Origin of the sequence: Blautia sp. HCP3S3_C4 (assembly GCF_052064095.1) — a bacterium.
Taxonomy (GTDB): domain Bacteria; phylum Bacillota; class Clostridia; order Lachnospirales; family Lachnospiraceae; genus Blautia_A.
The window spans coordinates 86,340-105,636 of the sequence record NZ_JBQHWF010000004.1 but is presented as its reverse complement, the minus strand read 5'-3'; the positions used below and the strand labels follow the sequence as shown (position 1 = coordinate 105,636).

General features: G+C 43.5%; 15 protein-coding genes and 1 other RNA gene. 15 read left to right on the top strand and 1 reads right to left on the bottom strand.

Annotated features, from left to right (window positions below; translation table 11 throughout):
- Positions 1 to 14: 14 nt before the first annotated feature.
- The 11 genes from ACTNC6_RS05525 (at position 15) to ACTNC6_RS05475 (ending at position 10,046) form a co-directional block, all read left to right on the top strand.
- The gene (locus tag ACTNC6_RS05525) at positions 15 to 518 is read left to right on the top strand and encodes a YqeG family HAD IIIA-type phosphatase (protein WP_173743777.1); all 504 of its coding nucleotides are present in this window, start codon (positions 15 to 17) and stop codon (positions 516 to 518) included.
- Positions 515 to 1,039, top strand: coding sequence for a shikimate kinase (locus tag ACTNC6_RS05520; protein WP_441043411.1), 525 nt, complete (start codon positions 515 to 517; stop codon positions 1,037 to 1,039). Before ACTNC6_RS05525 ends, ACTNC6_RS05520 begins: the two co-directional genes overlap by 4 nt.
- Positions 1,040 to 1,185: 146 nt before the next feature.
- Entirely contained in the window at positions 1,186 to 1,743 is a 558-nt protein-coding gene (gene efp, locus ACTNC6_RS05515) for an elongation factor P (RefSeq protein ID WP_173743779.1), read from the top strand.
- A gap of 120 nt (positions 1,744 to 1,863) precedes the next feature.
- On the top strand, positions 1,864 to 2,871 hold the full coding sequence (locus ACTNC6_RS05510; RefSeq protein WP_441043410.1) for an aldo/keto reductase: 1,008 nt from the start codon (positions 1,864 to 1,866) through the stop codon (positions 2,869 to 2,871).
- Positions 2,872 to 3,150: 279 nt separating this feature from the next.
- Positions 3,151 to 3,499, top strand: a transfer-messenger RNA (tmRNA) gene (gene ssrA, locus ACTNC6_RS05505).
- Positions 3,500 to 3,711: 212 nt separating this feature from the next.
- A complete protein-coding gene (locus ACTNC6_RS05500; RefSeq protein WP_019162003.1) occupies positions 3,712 to 4,392 on the top strand; it encodes a response regulator transcription factor in 681 nt (226 codons plus the stop codon).
- Positions 4,389 to 5,975 (top strand): sensor histidine kinase, encoded by a 1,587-nt coding sequence (locus ACTNC6_RS05495; RefSeq protein WP_441034368.1) that lies wholly within the window; start codon positions 4,389 to 4,391, stop codon positions 5,973 to 5,975. The genes ACTNC6_RS05500 and ACTNC6_RS05495 overlap by 4 nt, the downstream gene beginning before the upstream one ends.
- Before the next feature lie 291 nt (positions 5,976 to 6,266).
- The gene (gene hisH, locus ACTNC6_RS05490; protein ID WP_441043409.1) at positions 6,267 to 6,905 is read left to right on the top strand and encodes an imidazole glycerol phosphate synthase subunit HisH; all 639 of its coding nucleotides are present in this window, start codon (positions 6,267 to 6,269) and stop codon (positions 6,903 to 6,905) included.
- Position 6,906: 1 nt separating this feature from the next.
- Positions 6,907 to 7,665, top strand: a complete 759-nt coding sequence (gene hisF / locus ACTNC6_RS05485) for an imidazole glycerol phosphate synthase subunit HisF (RefSeq protein ID WP_441043408.1) — start codon at positions 6,907 to 6,909, stop codon at positions 7,663 to 7,665.
- Positions 7,666 to 7,697: 32 nt separating this feature from the next.
- Positions 7,698 to 8,372, top strand: coding sequence for a uracil-DNA glycosylase (ung, locus tag ACTNC6_RS05480; protein WP_008703498.1), 675 nt, complete (start codon positions 7,698 to 7,700; stop codon positions 8,370 to 8,372).
- 45 nt (positions 8,373 to 8,417) lie between these two features.
- Entirely contained in the window at positions 8,418 to 10,046 is a 1,629-nt protein-coding gene (locus ACTNC6_RS05475; protein WP_055058071.1) for a putative polysaccharide biosynthesis protein, read from the top strand.
- A gap of 99 nt (positions 10,047 to 10,145) precedes the next feature.
- Here ACTNC6_RS05475 and ACTNC6_RS05470 read toward each other — a convergent pair whose 3' ends face one another.
- The gene (locus tag ACTNC6_RS05470) at positions 10,146 to 14,387 is read right to left on the bottom strand and encodes an acyl-CoA dehydratase activase-related protein (RefSeq protein ID WP_441043407.1); all 4,242 of its coding nucleotides are present in this window, start codon (positions 14,385 to 14,387) and stop codon (positions 10,146 to 10,148) included.
- Between the two features lie 227 nt (positions 14,388 to 14,614).
- Between ACTNC6_RS05470 and tgt the strand changes: the two genes are divergently transcribed.
- The 4 genes from tgt to ilvD all read left to right on the top strand — a co-directional run bounded on the left by tgt (position 14,615) and on the right by ilvD (position 19,273).
- The gene (gene tgt / locus ACTNC6_RS05465) at positions 14,615 to 15,766 is read left to right on the top strand and encodes a tRNA guanosine(34) transglycosylase Tgt (RefSeq protein ID WP_177284048.1); all 1,152 of its coding nucleotides are present in this window, start codon (positions 14,615 to 14,617) and stop codon (positions 15,764 to 15,766) included.
- A 248-nt stretch (positions 15,767 to 16,014) separates the two neighbouring features.
- The gene (gene yajC / locus ACTNC6_RS05460) at positions 16,015 to 16,314 is read left to right on the top strand and encodes a preprotein translocase subunit YajC (protein WP_441034358.1); all 300 of its coding nucleotides are present in this window, start codon (positions 16,015 to 16,017) and stop codon (positions 16,312 to 16,314) included.
- Between the two features lie 165 nt (positions 16,315 to 16,479).
- Positions 16,480 to 17,562 (top strand): 3-isopropylmalate dehydrogenase, encoded by a 1,083-nt coding sequence (gene leuB / locus ACTNC6_RS05455; protein ID WP_441043406.1) that lies wholly within the window; start codon positions 16,480 to 16,482, stop codon positions 17,560 to 17,562.
- Between the two features lie 37 nt (positions 17,563 to 17,599).
- Complete coding sequence (ilvD, locus tag ACTNC6_RS05450) at positions 17,600 to 19,273, top strand: dihydroxy-acid dehydratase (RefSeq protein WP_118521614.1); 1,674 nt, start codon at positions 17,600 to 17,602, stop codon at positions 19,271 to 19,273.
- The last annotated feature ends 24 nt before the right edge of the window (positions 19,274 to 19,297 follow it).

Here is a 19,297-nt window from a genome sequence, read left to right as displayed (position 1 = left end):
GGGAATGGATACTGATGTTTAAATGCTTTTTTCCGGATGAATATCTGGATTCAACTTATGAAATTGATTTTGATAGTCTGTATGCACAGGGATACAGAGGTCTGCTTTTTGATATTGACAATACACTGGTACCTCACGGCGCACCTGCAGATGAAAGAGCCTGTGCATTATTTGCACATTTGAAAGAACTGGGATTTCAGTGCTGCTTTCTTTCTAATAATCAATATGAAAGAGTATCTTCATTTAATGCTTCTGTGGGAGCACGTTTTATAGAAAATGCCCACAAGCCATCTACGAAGAATTATATCCGTGCTATGGAATTGCTGGGAACAGACAGAAGTAATACTATTTTCATTGGGGATCAGCTGTTTACAGATATATACGGGGCAAAAAGAGCCGGAATACGTAATATTCTGGTAAAACCTATCAATCCCAGGGAAGAGATACAGATTGTACTGAAGAGATATCTTGAGAGAATTGTGTTATATTTTTACAAAAAGGAGGAGGGGAATTCATGAACCATATTGTGATTATAGGATTTATGGGTTCAGGAAAAACAAGAGTAGGTAAGAGGCTGGCCAAGGATTTTGATTTACCGTTTATTGATATTGACCGTGTGGTTACGAGAAAAATGAATCTGTCCGTTAAAGATATTTTTGATAAATTCGGGGAACCATTTTATCGTGCATTAGAAACAACTGTGATCAAGGAGCTGATCAAGGATCAGGAACAGAAAGTGATTTCTCTGGGATCAGGACTTCCCATGCAGGAGCAGAATGAGAAATATATTAAGCAGCTGGGAACAGTGGTCTATCTGAAGGGATCTTATGAGACTCTGAAGGAAAGACTGGAAAATTCAAAATCCAATCCTCTGATCGACGGGGATAACAAGGCAGACAAGATTAAAAAGCTTCTGAGACAGAGAGATCCTGTTTATGCAAAGTTTGCTGACATTGAAATGATCACCGGAGACAAGCCTTTTGAGGCGCTGATTTCCCAGTTGGAAGAAAAATTGCAAACAGTAATAAAAAATAGTTGAAAAAAATAAGAAACTATTATAAAATCATATAAGAGTGTGTCGCAAAATTGCAGAAAATGAATACGCAGACACGCACTGTTGAGGCGGTTGCTGCAGAGACAGAGAGCAGTAACGTTGAATTGTACAATTAAGGAGGAAATAGAAATATGATTTCAGCAGGTGATTTCAAAAACGGTATCACACTTGAAATTGACGGAAATGTATGTCAGATTGTTGAATTTCAGCATGTAAAACCAGGAAAGGGTGCTGCTTTCGTAAGAACCAAATACAAAAACATCATTACTGGAGCAGTTCTGGAGAAGTCTTTCCGTCCTACTGAGAAATTCCCGGCAGCACGTATTGAACGTGTTGATATGCAGTATCTCTATGATGATGGTGATTTATACTACTTCATGAATGTAGAAACCTATGATCAGGTAGGTCTGACAAAGGATCAGGTAGGCGATTCCCTGAAATTCGTAAAAGAAAACGAAATGGTTAAAGTATGTTCCCATAACGGAAACGTATTTGCTATTGAGCCACCACTTTTCGTAGAACTTGAAGTAACTGAGACAGAGCCTGGATTTGCAGGAAATACAGCTCAGGGTGCTACAAAACCTGCTACTGTTGAGACAGGTGCACAGGTTCAGGTTCCACTGTTTGTTAACCAGGGTGACAAACTGAAAATCGACACAAGAACCGGAGAATATCTCTCAAGAGTATAATCTAACAAAATGCGGATGATTGCTGTCCGTTTGATATGAAAAAAACTGTCATTGTCGGAAGGCGATGGCAGTTTTTTGCTCAGAGGGAAAAACTGATTTTGGAGAAAAGAGGGAATAAAAATGGAATATGTTACATTGGGAAAGACTGGTTTAAAGATTTCTAAAATTGGTCTGGGCGGAATCCCCATTCAGAAAATTGATGCAGAGGGGACAAGAATACTGGTGCATAAACTTTCAGACAGGGGAGTAAATTACATTGACACAGCCAGGGGCTATACTGTCAGCGAGGAATATCTGGGCTATGCATTGGAGGGGATCAGGGATAAATTTGTGATTGCAACCAAAAGTATGGCCAGGACAAGAGAGGCTATGGCAGCTGATATTGAAAAAAGCCTGTGCAATTTGAAAACAGATTATATTGATATTTATCAGGTACATAATCCAAGCATGGAGCAGTTGGATCAGGTTCTGGCAAAGGACGGTGCACTGGAGGCCTTGCAGGAGGCAAAGAAGGCTGGAAAAATCGGACATCTGGGACTGACCGCTCACTCCGTAGAGGTGTTCGAGCGGGCACTGGATCTGGATTGGGTGGAAACAATTATGTTTCCGTATAACATTGTGGAAGGTCAGGGCGAAGAACTGATTGCAGAATGCAAAAAACGAAATATAGGGTTTATTGATATGAAACCTCTGGCGGGTGGAGCCATTGAAAACGGAACATTGGCACTTCGCTACATCTGTTCCAATCCAAATGTAACGATTGTAATTCCCGGAATGGCAGAAGAGCATGAGATGGAGGAGAACATAAAGGCCTGTCTGGACTCTTCACCTTTAAGTCAGACAGAGCTTGATGAAATCAGAAAGGTCAGAGAACAGCTGGGTACAAATTTCTGCCGCAGATGTAATTACTGTGCACCCTGCTCTGCAGGTATCAGTATTCCCAATGTGTTTCTGTTTGCCGGTTATCTGAATCGATATGATCTGGGAGAATGGGCCAGAAGCCGTTACAGTACACTGCAGGTAAAGGCTTCTGACTGTATAGAATGTGGAGTTTGTGAGACCAGATGCCCTTATCATCTGCCTATAAGGAAGATGATGAAGGAATGTGCAGAGCAGTTCGGCGAATAGTTACTGTTCATTGGTAATATCCCGCGAGGTGTTTTTTGTGAGCGAAGGTCACAGAAAACCCGAGATATACCGCGCGAATTTATGCGACTAGCATAAATTCTGTGCATCGCGAAGCGTGTTGCTGAGAACGGAGTGAACAGTAACGGCGAATAAAAATGTAATAATTACCCTTGACAGGACGAATAGTTTTTTTTATAATAGCAAAAAGGCAGACCGTGTTGGCGGTCTGCAGACTTTCGTCTGAAAACCAGCAGGCTGTATGTTCAGCTATAAAGTTTAGGGCTTGTACTGGTTTCGACGGGGGCTTTGAAGTTTAGGAAGCCATCCGCAGACTCCTGGACTGCGTATCAACTGGGAAACTAAATATAAACGCAGACGAAAAGTTAGCGTTAGCAGCCTAATTGCTGCTCGTCAGCCCTGATGCACTCACACATTGGGAATCTGGCGTCGACCTTGTGAGAAACCTTATCAGGTAAGCTTTGCCCTGGTAGATGTATGATGAAGCTACTGAGATCATAAGCCTGTCGGTGGGCGTATGATCGAGGGAATGTTAAATCATCGACTGTGATGGGAGATGCCTCAATGAATAGGCTTTCGGACGCGGGTTCAATTCCCGCCAGGTCCATAGGAAGAGCACCGTATTTCCGGTGCTTTGGATGTAGATAAAAATGGTGCATGGTTCTTTGACTAGGCACCATTTTTTATGGTTTAATTTTATTCAATGAAATAATATTTTTATTTACTTTCTGTGTTCACATTTATTCCACAAATGTTTGCTATAGTACAGTAATAAGAAAAGCAGAGATTATTTTTTACAATAAAGATAACGGAGGAACAGTTATGGATGCATTAAAAATCCTGGTTGTGGATGATGAAAGCCGTATGAGAAAGCTTGTCAGTGATTTTCTGACTAAAAAGAATTTTCAGGTGCTGGAGGCCGGGGACGGTGAAGAGGCAATTGATATTTTTTATGCAGAAAAGGATGTGGCACTGATCATACTGGATGTAATGATGCCTAAGATGGATGGGTGGGAAGTGTGCCGTGAGATTCGTAAGAATTCCAAGGTGCCCATTATTATGCTTACTGCAAGAGGCGATGAGCGAGATGAGCTTCTGGGCTTTGAACTGGGAGTAGATGAATATATTTCCAAGCCTTTCAGCCCCAAAATCCTGGTGGCGAGAGTAGAAGCAATCCTTCGCCGCACAGGGCAGGGAAATACAGAGGATACTCTTTCAGCGGGAGGAATTGTGATTGACAAGGCTGCTCATATTGCTACAGTGGACGGAAAAACCATGGACTTAAGTTTTAAAGAATTTGAATTATTGACATATTTTCTGGAAAACCAGGGAATTGCACTTTCCAGGGAAAAAATCCTTAATTCTGTGTGGAATTATGATTATTTTGGAGATGCCCGTACCATTGATACCCATGTTAAAAAGCTGAGAAGTAAAATGGGAGACAAAGGAGAATATATCAAGACTGTATGGGGTATGGGATATAAATTTGAGGTTGATGCATGATGTCCGGAGACAGAAAAGAGAAAAAGCAGAACATTAAAAAGAAGAAAAATCTCAGAAAATTCCATTCCCTGAAACATCAGATCTCAGTTCTGTTTATTGGTCTTCTCCTGGTGTCGATTTTTTCTATCACGTTGATAAACGGACTTTTTCTGGAACGATATTATGTATCAAAAAAAGTGGAAGTGCTGGAGGAAGCCAGGACAGTTCTTTCTCAGATGAATCTGGATAACCTTCTGAAATATGATACAGATAAGAATGGAGAAATAGAGAATCCGTCGAAAGCAGAGGAAGAGGTGCCGGATGAGATCGAACACAGCAGTTCCAGAAATAATCTGACCTGGATCATTGTAAATGAGGAGAACAGTGGTTATTATTACTGGGGGGAAGCCAATATGGCTAAAATGCTCCGCAGTAAACTTTTTGGGTACATTAATGATCTGGATAAGGATATGGAACATAGTCATATTCTGAAGCAGACAGAAGATGGTACCATTTGGCAGGTACATGACCGTTTTGCAGGTATGGAGTATGTAGAATGCTGGGGACAGTATGAAAATGGATACTATTATCTGATTCGTTCTCCGCTGGAGAGTATTAAGGAGAGCGCAGCCATATCTAACAATTTTTATTTGTTTGTAGGAGTAGTGATCATTTTGATCAGCGGTTTGTTAATATTGCTGATCACTAACCGGATCACCAGACCTATCAGTGAACTGACAAGGCTTTCTGAAAAAATGTCCAATCTGGATTTTGAAGCCAGATATGAGAGCCATGCAGGAAATGAGATTGATGTTCTGGGCGATAATTTCAACAAAATGTCCAGAAAACTGGAAAATACAATTTCTGAATTGAAATCAGCAAACAATAAGCTGCAGAAGGATATTGAGGATAAGATCAAGATTGATGAGATGCGTAAGGAGTTTCTGGATAATGTTTCCCATGAGCTGAAAACGCCCATTGCATTGATTCAGGGATATGCAGAGGGTCTAAATGAAAATATATCTGATGACCCGGAAAGCAGGGCTTTTTACTGTGAAGTAATTATGGATGAGGCATCCAAAATGAATAAGCTGGTAAAAAATCTGCTGACCTTAAACCAGCTGGAATCCGGCAAGGATGCTCCAATGATGGAACGCTTTGATATTGTATCACTGATTCATGGAGTCCTGCAGTCCATGCATATTATGATCGAGCAGAAAGAAGCCACTGTGATATTTGAGGCACAGGATCCTGTGTATGTATGGGCAGATGAGTTTAAGACAGAAGAGGTGGTAACCAATTATACAAGTAATGCCCTGAATCATCTGGACGGAGAGCGAAAAGTGGAAATTAAGATCCTGCAGGAGGCTGATTACGTGAAGGTAACAGTATTTAATACCGGAACCCCCATTCCTGAGGAGGATCTTCCAAATCTGTGGAATAAGTTTTATAAGGTAGACAAGGCCCGTACCAGAGAATATGGAGGCAGCGGAATCGGACTTTCCATTGTAAAGGCAATTGTGGAAGGAATGAACCAGAAGTATGGTGTTTGCAACTTTGATAACGGAGTAGAGTTCTGGTTTACTCTGGACAGCAGACAGTAAAGTTGTTACTGTTCACACACTACTATCCCGCGAGGTGTTTTGGCATGAATATGCCAAAATCCCGAGACATACAAGCCAAAATTCCATTGCCGAAGGCAATCTGGAATGAATTTTGGCTAAGTTACTGTGAACGGAGTGAACAGTAACGTTAAGTCAGAAAAACAGGCAGAAGCAAAGAAAGCACTTTGCAACTGTCTGTTTTTAGGTTATACTATACAGATGGATGAAAAGATAATGACAGGATGATTATTATGAAATACAAGAATTGAGCAGAAACATCAGGAGGAAGACATGATTGGAATAATTGACTATGATGCAGGAAATATCAAAAGTGTAGAAAAAGCGCTTCATTATCTTGGAGAAAAAACTGTGGTATCCCGTGATACGCAGATTCTGCTAAATGCAGATAAAGTAATTTTGCCTGGCGTGGGAAGCTTTGGACAGGCGATGGAGAATCTTCATACATACGGACTTGTACCTGTGATCCATGAGATTGTAGAGAAGAAGACGCCATTTCTTGGAATCTGTCTGGGACTTCAGCTCCTTTTTGAAAGCAGTGAGGAGACACCGGGGGTGGAAGGCCTTGGAATCCTGAAAGGGAAAATTGTTAAGATTCCGCCTGCGCCTGGACTTAAGATTCCACATATGGGATGGAATTCCCTGCATTTTCAGAATAATGGCAGACTGTTTCAGGGAATCCCGGAACAGACCTATGTATATTTTGTGCATTCTTATTATCTGCAGGCAGAGGAGCCTGAGATTGTAAAGGCTACTACAGAATACAGCACCTGTATTCATGCTTCCGTAGAAAAGGACAATGTATTTGCCTGCCAGTTCCATCCGGAAAAGAGCAGCAAATGGGGACTGAAGATACTTGAAAATTTTGCTGCTGTGGGAAAAGACGGCAATACTGAGAAGGAGGGAAAATAAGATGTTTACAAAGAGAATTATTCCCTGCCTGGATGTAAATAAGGGACGTGTGGTAAAGGGCGTAAATTTTGTGCAGCTTCGCGATGCGGGTGATCCGGTGGAGATTGCCAAAGCCTATGATGTAGCAGGAGCAGATGAACTGGTGTTTCTCGATATTACAGCATCCTGCGAACAGAGAGATACGGTAGTTGACATGGTAAGACGGGTTGCTGCCAATGTATTTATCCCGTTTACAGTAGGCGGCGGTATCCGTACTGTAGATGATTTCAAGAAACTGCTGAGAGAAGGAGCAGATAAGATTTCCGTAAATTCTGCAGCAATTGACAGACCGGAACTGATCAGTGAGGCGGCTGACAAGTTTGGAAGCCAGTGCGTAGTTGTGGCTATTGATGGCAAGCGCAGAGAAGACGGCGGATGGAATATTTACAAACATGGTGGAAGACTGGATACAGGAATCGATGCTGTAGAATGGGCGAAGAAAGTGGAAGCCCTTGGCGCAGGTGAGATTCTTCTTACCAGCATGGACTGCGATGGAACGAAAGCGGGATATGATCTGAAACTTACCAGAGCAATCGCAGATGCAGTATCCATTCCGGTGATCGCATCAGGCGGTGCAGGTACACTGGAGCATTTTTATGATGCACTGACCGAAGGGGGAGCAGGTGCTGCACTGGCTGCGTCTTTGTTCCATTATAAAGAACTGGAGATTTCTCAGGTGAAGGATTATCTGTCTGACAGGGGAATTTCTGTCAGACGATGACCACGAAAAATATAAGAGGTGAAGGATAAGGTATGTCAGCAATTTCAGGTGACTGGCTGGAAGCCCTGAAGGGGGAGTTTCACCAGCCGTATTATGCGAAATTATATAAAACGGTGATGACAGAATATCAGACTAGGAAGATTTTTCCTCCTGCGGATGATCTGTTTAATGCATTTCATTTTACACCGTTGAATGAAGTGAAGGTAGTGATCCTGGGTCAGGATCCCTATCATAATGACGGGCAGGCTCATGGGCTTTGTTTTTCCGTAAAGAGAGGAGTGGAGACTCCGCCGTCGCTGGTGAATATTTATCAGGAGCTTCATGATGACTGTGGATGCTATATCCCCAATAACGGCTATCTGGAGAAGTGGGCGAAGCAGGGGGTGCTTCTTCTGAACACCGTTTTGACTGTACGCGCCCATCAGGCAAATTCACACAGGGGGATCGGCTGGGAGCAGTTTACGGATGCTGCGATCCAGGTTCTGAATGAGCAAGACCGTCCTATTGTATTTTTGCTATGGGGACGTCCGGCGCAGATGAAAAAATCCATGCTGAATAATCCGAAGCATCTGATTCTGGAGGCACCTCATCCAAGTCCTCTGTCTGCTTACAGGGGATTTTTCGGATGTAAACATTTCAGTAAAACAAACGAATTTCTTGTTGCCAATGGTCTGGAACCAATCGACTGGCAGATAGAAAATATATAAGAAAAGAGGTAATGTGTAGTCAGGTAAAAGACACACAGTGATAACATGAATCAGAAAAACAATTTAGTAAAAAATGCATCCTTTCTGATGATTGCAGCTATGATCTCCAAGGTGATCGGTCTTCTGTACAAGAGTCCCCTTTCCAATATTATCGGAAGCCTTGGAATGGGCTATACAAGTCTTGCACAGAATGCCTATATGATCCTTCTGATGATCGCATCCTTTAGTATTCCACAGGCGGTATCCAAGCTGATCTCCGAGCGTATTGCTCTGAAGGATTACAGAAATGCACATAAGTTCTTTAAGGGTGCCATGATCTATGCCATGGTGATTGGCGGAGTGGTCGGTTTATTCTGTCTCTTTGGAGCAGGGCTGATCATCCCTCAGAATCAGAAGGATGCAATTCCGGCACTTCAGATCCTGGCTCCGACGATTTTTTTGTCCGGTATTCTTGGGGTATTCAGAGGATATTTTCAGGCATACAGAAATATGATGCCAACATCTATCTCCCAGATCATTGAGCAGGTATTTAATGCGGCAGTCAGTCTTCTGGCAGCCTGGGGATTCATCAATGCATTCTCAGATGGAACAGAGAACAGCATTGCAAAATGGGGGGCAGCAGGTTCCACAGTAGGAACCGGAGCCGGAGTGGTGACTGCATTGGCATTCATGCTTCTGGTGTATGGTGTAAACCGCAGAAAAATCCTGCACCGGGTAGAGAAAGACCACAGACATCAGGAAGAGTCCTACAAAGAGATTTTTCGTGTGATTATCCTGGTTGTTTCGCCGATCATTCTCAGCGCCTTTGTTTATAATGTAAATGCTTATATCAATGGGTATCTTTTCTCGGATATTCTGGGAAGAAGAGGTGGAGATGCGGCACAGATTGGTATTTTATATGCAGAGTATGCTACTTACTTTATGACTATTATTAATATTCCTCTGACGCTGTCCAGTACGGCACCTACTTCTATGATTCCGGAAGTTTCCGCCCTGTATGCCACCGGAGACATTGAAGCGACCAGAGAGTGCATTGACCAGACCGTACAGCTTTCTATGGTAGTTTCCGCCCCATGTGCCATGGGACTGGCAGTGCTTGCACAGCCGATTGTATTTTTGCTTTACGGAAATTCCACAGGACTGGCAGCCAACCTGCTGATCCTTGGTTCTTTTTCGATCCTGCTCAATGGAATGTCAAATATTTCCAATGGAGTTCTGCAGGCAATCGGACAGCAGAGGATTCCGGTGATTACGGCTGCAATCGCACTGGTTGTGGATATTGTGGTAGTGGTAGTGCTGCTGTTTACTACGAACCTTGGAGTTTATGCACTGCTGATCGCAATGGTGATCTATTCTGTGGTTGTATGTGTGTTAAATGACAGAGCCATGAAGAAATATCTGCAGTATAAGAATCCATGGAAAGAAGGATATCTGTATCCTGTTCTTGCATCTGTTCCCATGGGAATTGTTGCAGGCTGTATCTGTTATGGACTGAATATTTTTGTAAAATCCAATTTCATTTGTCTGATCGTTTCCATTCCTGTTGCTGCGGTTGTTTATCTGTTTGCTTACCTGATCATCAGCAAACCGTCAGAATCACAGCTTAGAAGAATTCCGGGTGGAAGCTATCTGATAAGGATTGCAGAGAAACTTCCGTTCTGGCAGAATAATTAAACACTGAAATTATAAAAACAAAAGAGTTATATTTCATGGTTTAAATGTATTTCTGAAATAGAAACACATTTAAAATTTCTGAAATATAACTCTTTTATTTTAGGCGTCTTTCTTTTCTGTTTTTTTCAGGTTTTTCTGAGCTGTGGAGAGCATCAGTTTGATTCGGTTCAGCTGGTTAACTTCACTTGCACCCGGATCATAGTCGATGGCTACAATGTTTGCTGTGGGATATTCTCTGCGGATCTCTTTGATAACACCCTTACCCACAATATGGTTCGGCAGACATCCGAAGGGCTGGATACAAACAATGTTTGGAACATCTCCATGGATCAGTTCCATCATCTCACCTGTCAGGAACCATCCCTCACCTGTCTGGTTTCCGGTGGAAACAATGGGAGATGCCATTTTTGCCAGATTTCTGATATCAGCAGGCGGTGCAAAATGGCGGCTCTGTGCAAGAGCTTCGCTTGCAGGCTTTCTCACCCATTCGATTGCTTTGATTCCCCAGTTTGCCATGGTTGCCTTGGACTTCTTGAATCCAAGATTTTCTACCTTGAAGTTCTGATTATAGAAGCAGTAGCACATGAAATCGATCAGATCCGGTACAACTGCCTCAGCGCCTTCAGATTCCAGAAGCTCTGCCAGATGATTGTTTGCAGCAGGCAGGAACTTGACAAGGATTTCGCCTACGATGCCCACACGAGGCTTCTTCACATCACTGATGGGAATGGTATCAAATTCATGAACCATTTCGCGGCACATTTTTTTAAACTGGCTGTGGCTGATACTGCTTCCGCTTAAGAAAGAGATCACACGCTGTTCCCAGATTTTATGTTTCCTGTTTACGATTCCCTCTTCCAGTTCATAAGGACGCATACGATATACGCATTTCATCAGGATATCTCCGAATACGGCACCGTAAGCAACTTTCTTCACTAATGGAAGGGTAAGTTTGAATCCGGGATTACTTTCCAGACCGCTTAAGTTAACAGAGATAACCGGAATCTGTTCCATACCGGCTTTCTTTAATGCGCGTCGTATAAATGCGATATAGTTGGAAGCACGACATCCGCCACCTGTCTGTGACATGACAACGGCCGTTTTGTTCAGGTCATATTTACCGGAAAGCAGAGCATCCATGATCTGTCCCACAACGATCAGAGACGGATAGCAGGCGTCATTGTTTACATACTTCAGACCAACATCCACTGCATGTTTATTGTCGTTCGGAAGTACCTCAAGGTTGTATCCGCAGGAATTGAATGCTGCCTGCAGGAGACTGAAATGGAAAGGTGACATCTGCGGACAGAGGATGGTATAGTCCTTTCTCATTTCCTTTGTAAAGGATACTTTATCAATAGAAGCAGGTTTGACAGTACGTTTCTGTCCCTGTGCTTTCTTCGCGCGGATCGCTGCGATCAGGGAACGGATACGGATTCTTGCAGCACCAAGGTTATTTACCTCGTCAATCTTTAAGCAGGTATAGATTTTGTCACTTCCGTCAAGGATTTCATAAACCTCGTCTGTAGTAACTGCATCCAGACCACATCCGAAAGAGTTCAGCTGGATCAGATCCAGATCATCGCGTGTCTTTACATAGTTTGCGGCAGCATACAGTCTGGAGTGGTACATCCACTGGTCGTTGACGCGGATCGGGCGTTCCACAGGTGCCAGATGAGAGATGGAATCCTCAGTAAGTACGGCAATACCATAGCTGTTGATCAGATCCGGGATACCATGATGGATTTCCGGGTCAATATGGTATGGGCGTCCTGCAAGGACAATACCATGGCGTCCTGTATCTTCCAGATATTTCAGGGTTTCTTCCCCTTTTTTCTGTACATCGCGGCGTGCAGCAGCCATTTCTTCCCAGCCCTTATGCACAGCAGCTTTGACTTCTCCTGCCGGGATATCCTTAAATTCCTCTACCAGACGATTTGCCAGAATTTCCTCAGAAGTAAATGCAAGGAAGGGATTGCGGAAGGTAATGGACGGATCATTTAATTCGTCTACGTTATTTTTGATATTTTCGGCATAAGAAGTAACAATCGGGCAGTTATAGTGATTGACTGCATCCGGGAACTCGTTACGTTCATATGGGATACATGGGTAGAAAATAAATTTCACGCCATTGCGGATCAGCCAGGTTACATGGCCATGTGCGAGCTTGGCAGGGTAGCATTCGGACTCACTTGGAATGGATTCAATACCCAGTTCATAAATCTTTCTGGTGGAAGTAGGAGAGAGCACAACCTCATACTTCAGTTCTGTAAAGAAAGTATACCAGAAAGGATAATTCTCAAACATATTCAGAACACGGGGGATACCTACTTTACCTCGCGTTGCCTTATCAGCAGTAAGCGGTGTGTAGGAGAAAATACGTTTATATTTGTATTCATAAAGATTCGGAATATGATCTTTGTTTTTTTCCTTACCGATACCACGCTCGCAACGGTTACCGCTTACATACTGACGGCCTCCGGAGAATTTGTTGATAGTCAGACGGCAGTTATTGGTACATCCACGACAGTTTGCCATAGAAGTTGTATATTTCAGCTCGTTGATCTTATCAATGGAGAGCATAGTCGTTTCTGCGCCTTCCTGATGGCGTTCACGGGCAATCAGTGCGGCACCGAAGGCACCCATGATTCCGGCAATATCCGGACGGATGGCTTCGCAGCCTGCAATCTTTTCGAAGCTTCGAAGAACCGCATCATTGTAGAAGGTACCACCCTGTACAACGATGTGTCTGCCAAGTTCGGAAGCGTCAGAAACCTTGATAACCTTATAGAGTGCATTTTTGATAACAGAGTAAGCAAGACCTGCGGAAATATCGGAAACCTCAGCTCCCTCTTTCTGTGCCTGCTTTACCTTGGAATTCATGAAAACAGTACATCTGGTACCAAGATCAATAGGATGTTGTGCGAAAACAGCAGCTTTTGCGAAATCCTGTACTGTATAATTCAGGGATTTGGCAAAGGTTTCAATAAAGGAACCGCATCCGGAGGAGCATGCTTCATTTAACTGTACGCTGTCAACGGTCTTGTTGCGGATCTTGATACATTTCATATCCTGTCCGCCGATATCCAGGATACAGTCTACCTCTGGGTCAAAGAATGCAGCTGCATAGTAATGGGATACGGTCTCAACCTCGCCCTCATCCAGGAGCAGGGCCGCTTTGATCAGAGCCTCGCCGTAACCTGTAGAACAGGAATAAGCGATCTTTGCGTCTTTGGGAAGCAGTTCATAGATTTCTTTAATAGAACGGATGGTAGTTTTTAACGGGTTTCCGTTGTTACTGCTGTAAAAGGAATAGAGAAGTGTTCCATCTTCGCCTACCAGTGCAGTTTTGGTTGTGGTGGAACCTGCATCAATACCCAGATAGCAGTTTCCTTTATATGTAGCCAGATCTCCTGTTTTTACTTTGTAGGAACTCTGACGTTTTGCAAATGCATCGTATTCATCCTGAGAAGCGAAAAGTGGTTCCATACGTTCTACTTCAAAATCCAGCTTAATGGAATTGCGGAGTCTGTCTTTCATTTCTGTCAGGGAAATGGAGTTGTCTTCTTTTGCATTTAATGCAGAACCGATGGCTGCAAAAAGATGAGAGTTCTCCGGAATGATGGTGTGTTCCTCATCCAGCTTCAAAGTACGGATAAAGGATTCTCTCAGTTCGGACAGGAAGTGAAGCGGACCACCCAGGAATGCAACATGTCCACGAATAGGTTTTCCGCAGGCAAGACCGGAAATAGTCTGGTTTACAACTGCCTGGAAAATAGAAGCTGACAGATCCGGTTTGGTTGCACCGTCATTGATCAGCGGCTGAATATCCGTTTTGGCGAAAACACCGCAGCGTGCAGCAATCGGGTAGAGCGCTTTGTAATCTTTGGCATATTCATTCAGACCTGTGGCATCTGTCTGGAGAAGAGAAGCCATCTGGTCGATGAAAGAACCGGTACCGCCTGCACAGATACCGTTCATACGCTGTTCTACGTTTCCGTTTTCGAAATAAATGATCTTGGCATCCTCACCGCCAAGCTCGATGGCAACATCTGTCTTTGGTGCCAGCTTCTGCAGAGAAGTAGAAACTGCAATAACCTCCTGGGTAAAAGGAACGCCCAGATGGTTGGCAAGGGTCAGACCGCCGGAACCTGTGATCACAGGATGGAGAGTCATCTCGCCATACTGGTCAAAGGCCTCCTGAAGAAGGTCTGCAAGGGTTTCCTGAATGTTGGCGAAATGACGCTTGTAATCCGCGAAAATGAGATTTTCATTCTCATCTAAGATCGCGATCTTTACAGTAGTGGAACCAATGTCAATTCCAAGTGTTTTGTAATTCATAAAGTAAATTCAAGCCTCCTCTTTCTGTATAAAAAGAAAAAATAGTAAAGCAATTCTTTCCTATTTAAATATCTATTTCCAGATATGGAATATTCCGTAATATTATACGCTAATGGTCTGGAAAAGACAAGATGAAAGTTTACCAAGGTTTGAGTGATTTGCAGTTGAAAATTCAGCTATTTCAAGATATAATGAAAAAAGTGATTTTTATCAAGAGGAGAACAAAAATGGCAGAATATAAACTTCTGAAAACAGAGGGGCGTGCCAAACGTGCAGAGTTTCATACAGTGCATGGTACGATCCAGACTCCTGTTTTTATGAATGTGGGAACGATCGGCGCGATTAAAGGCGCTGTATCCACCATGGATTTACAGCAGATCGGAACACAGGTAGAATTATCAAATACTTATCATCTTCATGTGCGCCCGGGTGATAAAATAGTAAAGCAGTTAGGTGGTCTTCATAAATTTATGGTATGGGACAAACCGATCCTTACAGACTCAGGCGGATTCCAGGTGTTTTCCCTTGCAAAGCTGAGAAAGATCAAAGAAGAGGGAGTTTATTTTAATTCCCATATTGACGGACATAAGATTTTTATGGGTCCGGAAGAGAGTATGCAGATCCAGTCCAATCTTGCTTCCACTATTGCCATGGCATTTGATGAATGTCCCAGCAGTGTGGCTGACAGGGATTATGTGCAGAAGTCTGTAGACAGAACCACACGATGGCTTGCCCGTTGTAAAGCAGAAATGGCAAGACTGAACAGTCTGCCGGATACCATTAATAAAGAACAGCTTCTGTTTGGAATCAACCAGGGTGCTGTTTATGAAGATATCCGTATTGAGCATGCCAAAGCGATCTCTGAAATGGATCTGGATGGCTATGCGGTCGGCGGTTTGGCAGTTGGAGAAACCCATGAAGAGATGTACAGAATCCTGGATGCGGTAGTCCCCTATCTTCCTCAGAATAAACCTACTTACCTGATGGGTGTGGGAACACCGGCAAATATTCTGGAAGGTGTTGAACGTGGTATTGATTTCTTTGACTGCGTATATCCAAGCCGTAACGGCCGCCATGGACATGTATATACCAATCGTGGAAAGATGAATCTGTTCAATGCAAAATATGAACTGGACACACGTCCTATAGAAGAGGGCTGCCAGTGTCCTGCATGTCAGCATTACAGCAGAGCCTATATCCGTCACCTTCTGAAAGCAAAGGAAATGCTGGGAATGCGTCTCTGTGTACTTCACAATCTGTATTTCTACAATCATATGATGGAAGAGATCCGAGATGCGCTTGATGCAGGAAACTTCGCGGAATATAAGAAAATGCGGCTGGAAGGCTTTGAAGAGGGCAAAATAAACTCGAAAAGATAATTTGTATATAAAATTATTATTAAATATGCCAAAAACTCTTGAAGTAAAGCGGTTTTTTGTGTATGATGTGTAGTGACGCTTTAATCAGATTGTTATGCATGAAAACAAGATTTCATACAGAAGGTAACGGAGATTATAAGTGGATCGCAAAGCAGCTCTTCAGTATGAGCAGCCGTCAGGACGGTCTGTGAATACATGATGGACTGCAAATATGCAGAATAACAGGAAAAGTTACAGGAGGAATCAAAATGGACGCATCAAGCGGAATGGGTATGGTTGGCGCTATTGTCTGGATGGTAGTACTGTTCGGAATTATGTACTTCTTAATGCTTCGCCCTCAGAAAAAAGAGCAGAAGAGAATTCAGGCAATGTTAAATGACATGGAAGTTGGTGACAGCATTGTTACTACCAGTGGCTTTTATGGCGTGATCATTGACATGACAGAAGAAGACGTGATCGTAGAATTCGGTAATAACAAAAACTGCCGTATTCCAATGAGAAAACAGGCAATCGCTGAAGTTGAGAAAGCCGGAAGCGCTGCTGAATAATGAAAGTGAAATGATAAAAAGCAGAACACATAGTCAGTGATGACTGTGGTTCTGCTTTTTTGATTGGCACTTTTGCATTTTTTCACTTTAATAGGTTGAAATCTGTCGGAAAGTGCGTTATTATAATAACAATTACGCAATTAGAGTATTTTGGAGGAAATTATTATGGATTATAAGATTGCATTGATCCCCGGCGACGGAATCGGACCGGAAATCGTAAGAGAAGCAAAGAAAGTACTGGACAAGGTATGCGAGAAATATGGACACAGCTTTTCCTATTCAGAAGTTCTGTTAGGCGGCGCATCCATCGATGTACACGGCGTACCCCTTACTGATGAGGCAATTGCTACTGCCAAATCATCAGATGCCGTACTGATGGGCTCTATTGGCGGAGATGCAAAAACTTCTCCATGGTATAAGCTTGAACCGTCCAAACGCCCGGAAGCAGGACTTCTTGCAATCCGTAAGGCATTAAATCTTTTTGCAAACTTAAGACCGGCTTACCTTTACAATGAGCTGAGAAAAGCCTGCCCTCTCCGCGATGAGATCATCGGAGACGGATTTGACATGATCATTGTACGTGAGCTTACAGGCGGTCTGTATTTCGGAGAACGTCAGACTATTGAAGAGAATGGTGTGAAGAAAGCAATTGATACACTTTCCTATAATGAAAACGAAATCCGCCGTATTGCCATCAAAGCATTTGAGATCGCACGTAAGAGAAGAAATAAAGTAACAAGCGTAGATAAGGCAAATGTTCTGGATTCTTCCAGACTCTGGAGAAAAGTGGTAGAGGAAGTTGCCAAAGATTATCCGGATGTTACCTTAGAGCATATGCTGGTTGACAACTGCGCAATGCAGCTTGTACGTGATCCGAAACAGTTCGATGTTATCCTGACAGAGAATATGTTCGGAGATATCCTTTCAGACGAGGCAAGTATGGTAACAGGCTCCATCGGAATGCTTTCATCTGCAAGCTTAAATGAGACAAAATTCGGTCTCTATGAGCCAAGCCATGGTTCTGCACCTGATATTGCAGGACAGGATAAGGCAAACCCTATTGCAACCATTCTTTCCGCAGCAATGATGCTTCGCTTTTCCCTTGATATGGATAAAGAAGCAGATGCAGTAGAAGCAGCAGTGCAGAAAATCCTGACAGAGGGATACCGCACAGGTGATATTATGTCAGAGGGATGCAAACTTGTAGGAACAAAAGAGATGGGCGACCTGATCGCAGCAGCTCTGTAAGTAAATGATAAACAATTAAGAAAAGAGGAAATAGATAATGAGAAGTGATGCAGTAAAAACAGGCACACAGCAGGCACCTCACCGTTCCCTGTTTAATGCTCTTGGAATGACAAAAGAAGAAATGGACAGACCTCTGGTAGGTATCGTAAGTTCTTACAATGAAATCGTACCGGGCCATATGAACCTTGACAAGATCACACAGGCAGTTAAGCTTGGTGTGGCAATGGCAGGGGGTACACCTGTTATGTTCCCGGCAATCGCAGTCTGCGACGGTATTGCAATGGGACACGTTGGAATGAAATATTCTCTGGTTACCAGAGATCTGATCGCAGATTCCACAGAAGCAATGGCAATGGCACATCAGTTTGATGCACTGGTAATGATTCCTAACTGTGACAAGAATGTACCCGGACTTCTGATGGCAGCAGCCAGACTGAATGTTCCTACTGTATTCGTAAGCGGCGGTCCAATGCTTGCCGGACATCTGAACGGACACAAGACAAGTCTTTCCAGTATGTTTGAGGCAGTAGGTGCTTACGCAGCAGGCAAGCTTGATGAGGACGGACTGACAGAATGTGAAATGAAAACATGTCCTACATGCGGATCCTGTTCCGGTATGTACACAGCAAACTCCATGAACTGTCTCACAGAGGTTCTTGGTATGGGTCTGAAAGGAAACGGAACCATCCCTGCTGTATATTCTGAACGTATCCGTCTTGCAAAACATGCAGGTATGCAGGTTATGGAAATGTACAGAAAGAACATCCGCCCAAGAGATATCATGACAAAAGAAGCAATCCTCAATGCCCTGACAGTAGACATGGCACTTGGATGCTCCACAAACAGTATGCTTCACCTTCCGGCTATTGCTCATGAGATCGGAATGGACTTTGATATCAGCTTTGCAAACGAGATCAGCGCAAAGACTCCAAACCTCTGCCACCTTGCACCTGCAGGCCCTACATACATGGAAGACCTGAACGAAGCAGGCGGTGTATATGCAGTTATGAACGAACTGAATAAGAAGGGACTTCTTCATACTGAGTGCATGACAGTCACAGGCAAGACAGTAGGCGAGAACATCAAAGACTGTGTAAATTTAAATCCTGAAGTTATCAGACCCATCGACAATCCATACAGCCAGACAGGCGGACTTGCAGTTCTCAAGGGTAACCTTGCACCGGACGGCGGTGTTGTAAAACGTTCTGCAGTTGTAGAAGAGATGATGGTCCATGAAGGACCTGCAAGAGTCTTTGACTGCGAGGAAGACGCAATCGCAGCTATCAAAGGCGGCAAGATCGTAGAGGGTGACGTAGTAGTTATCCGTTACGAAGGACCGAAAGGCGGCCCTGGCATGAGAGAGATGCTGAACCCTACATCTGCAATTGCAGGTATGGGACTGGGATCTTCTGTAGCCCTGATCACAGACGGACGTTTCAGCGGTGCATCCAGAGGAGCATCCATCGGACATGTATCACCGGAAGCAGCAGTCGGCGGACCGATCGCACTTGTTGAAGAGGGGGATATCATCAGCATCAACATTCCGGAACTGAAACTGGAGATCAAGGTTTCTGATGAAGAAATGCAGGCAAGAAAAGCAAAATGGCAGCCTCGTGAGCCAAAGGTAACAACAGGATATCTTGCAAGATATGCTGCCATGGTAACCTCCGGAAACAGAGGAGCAATCCTTGAGGTACCAAAAGCAAAATAAAGATGAACAAGTACCCGGCGGGAA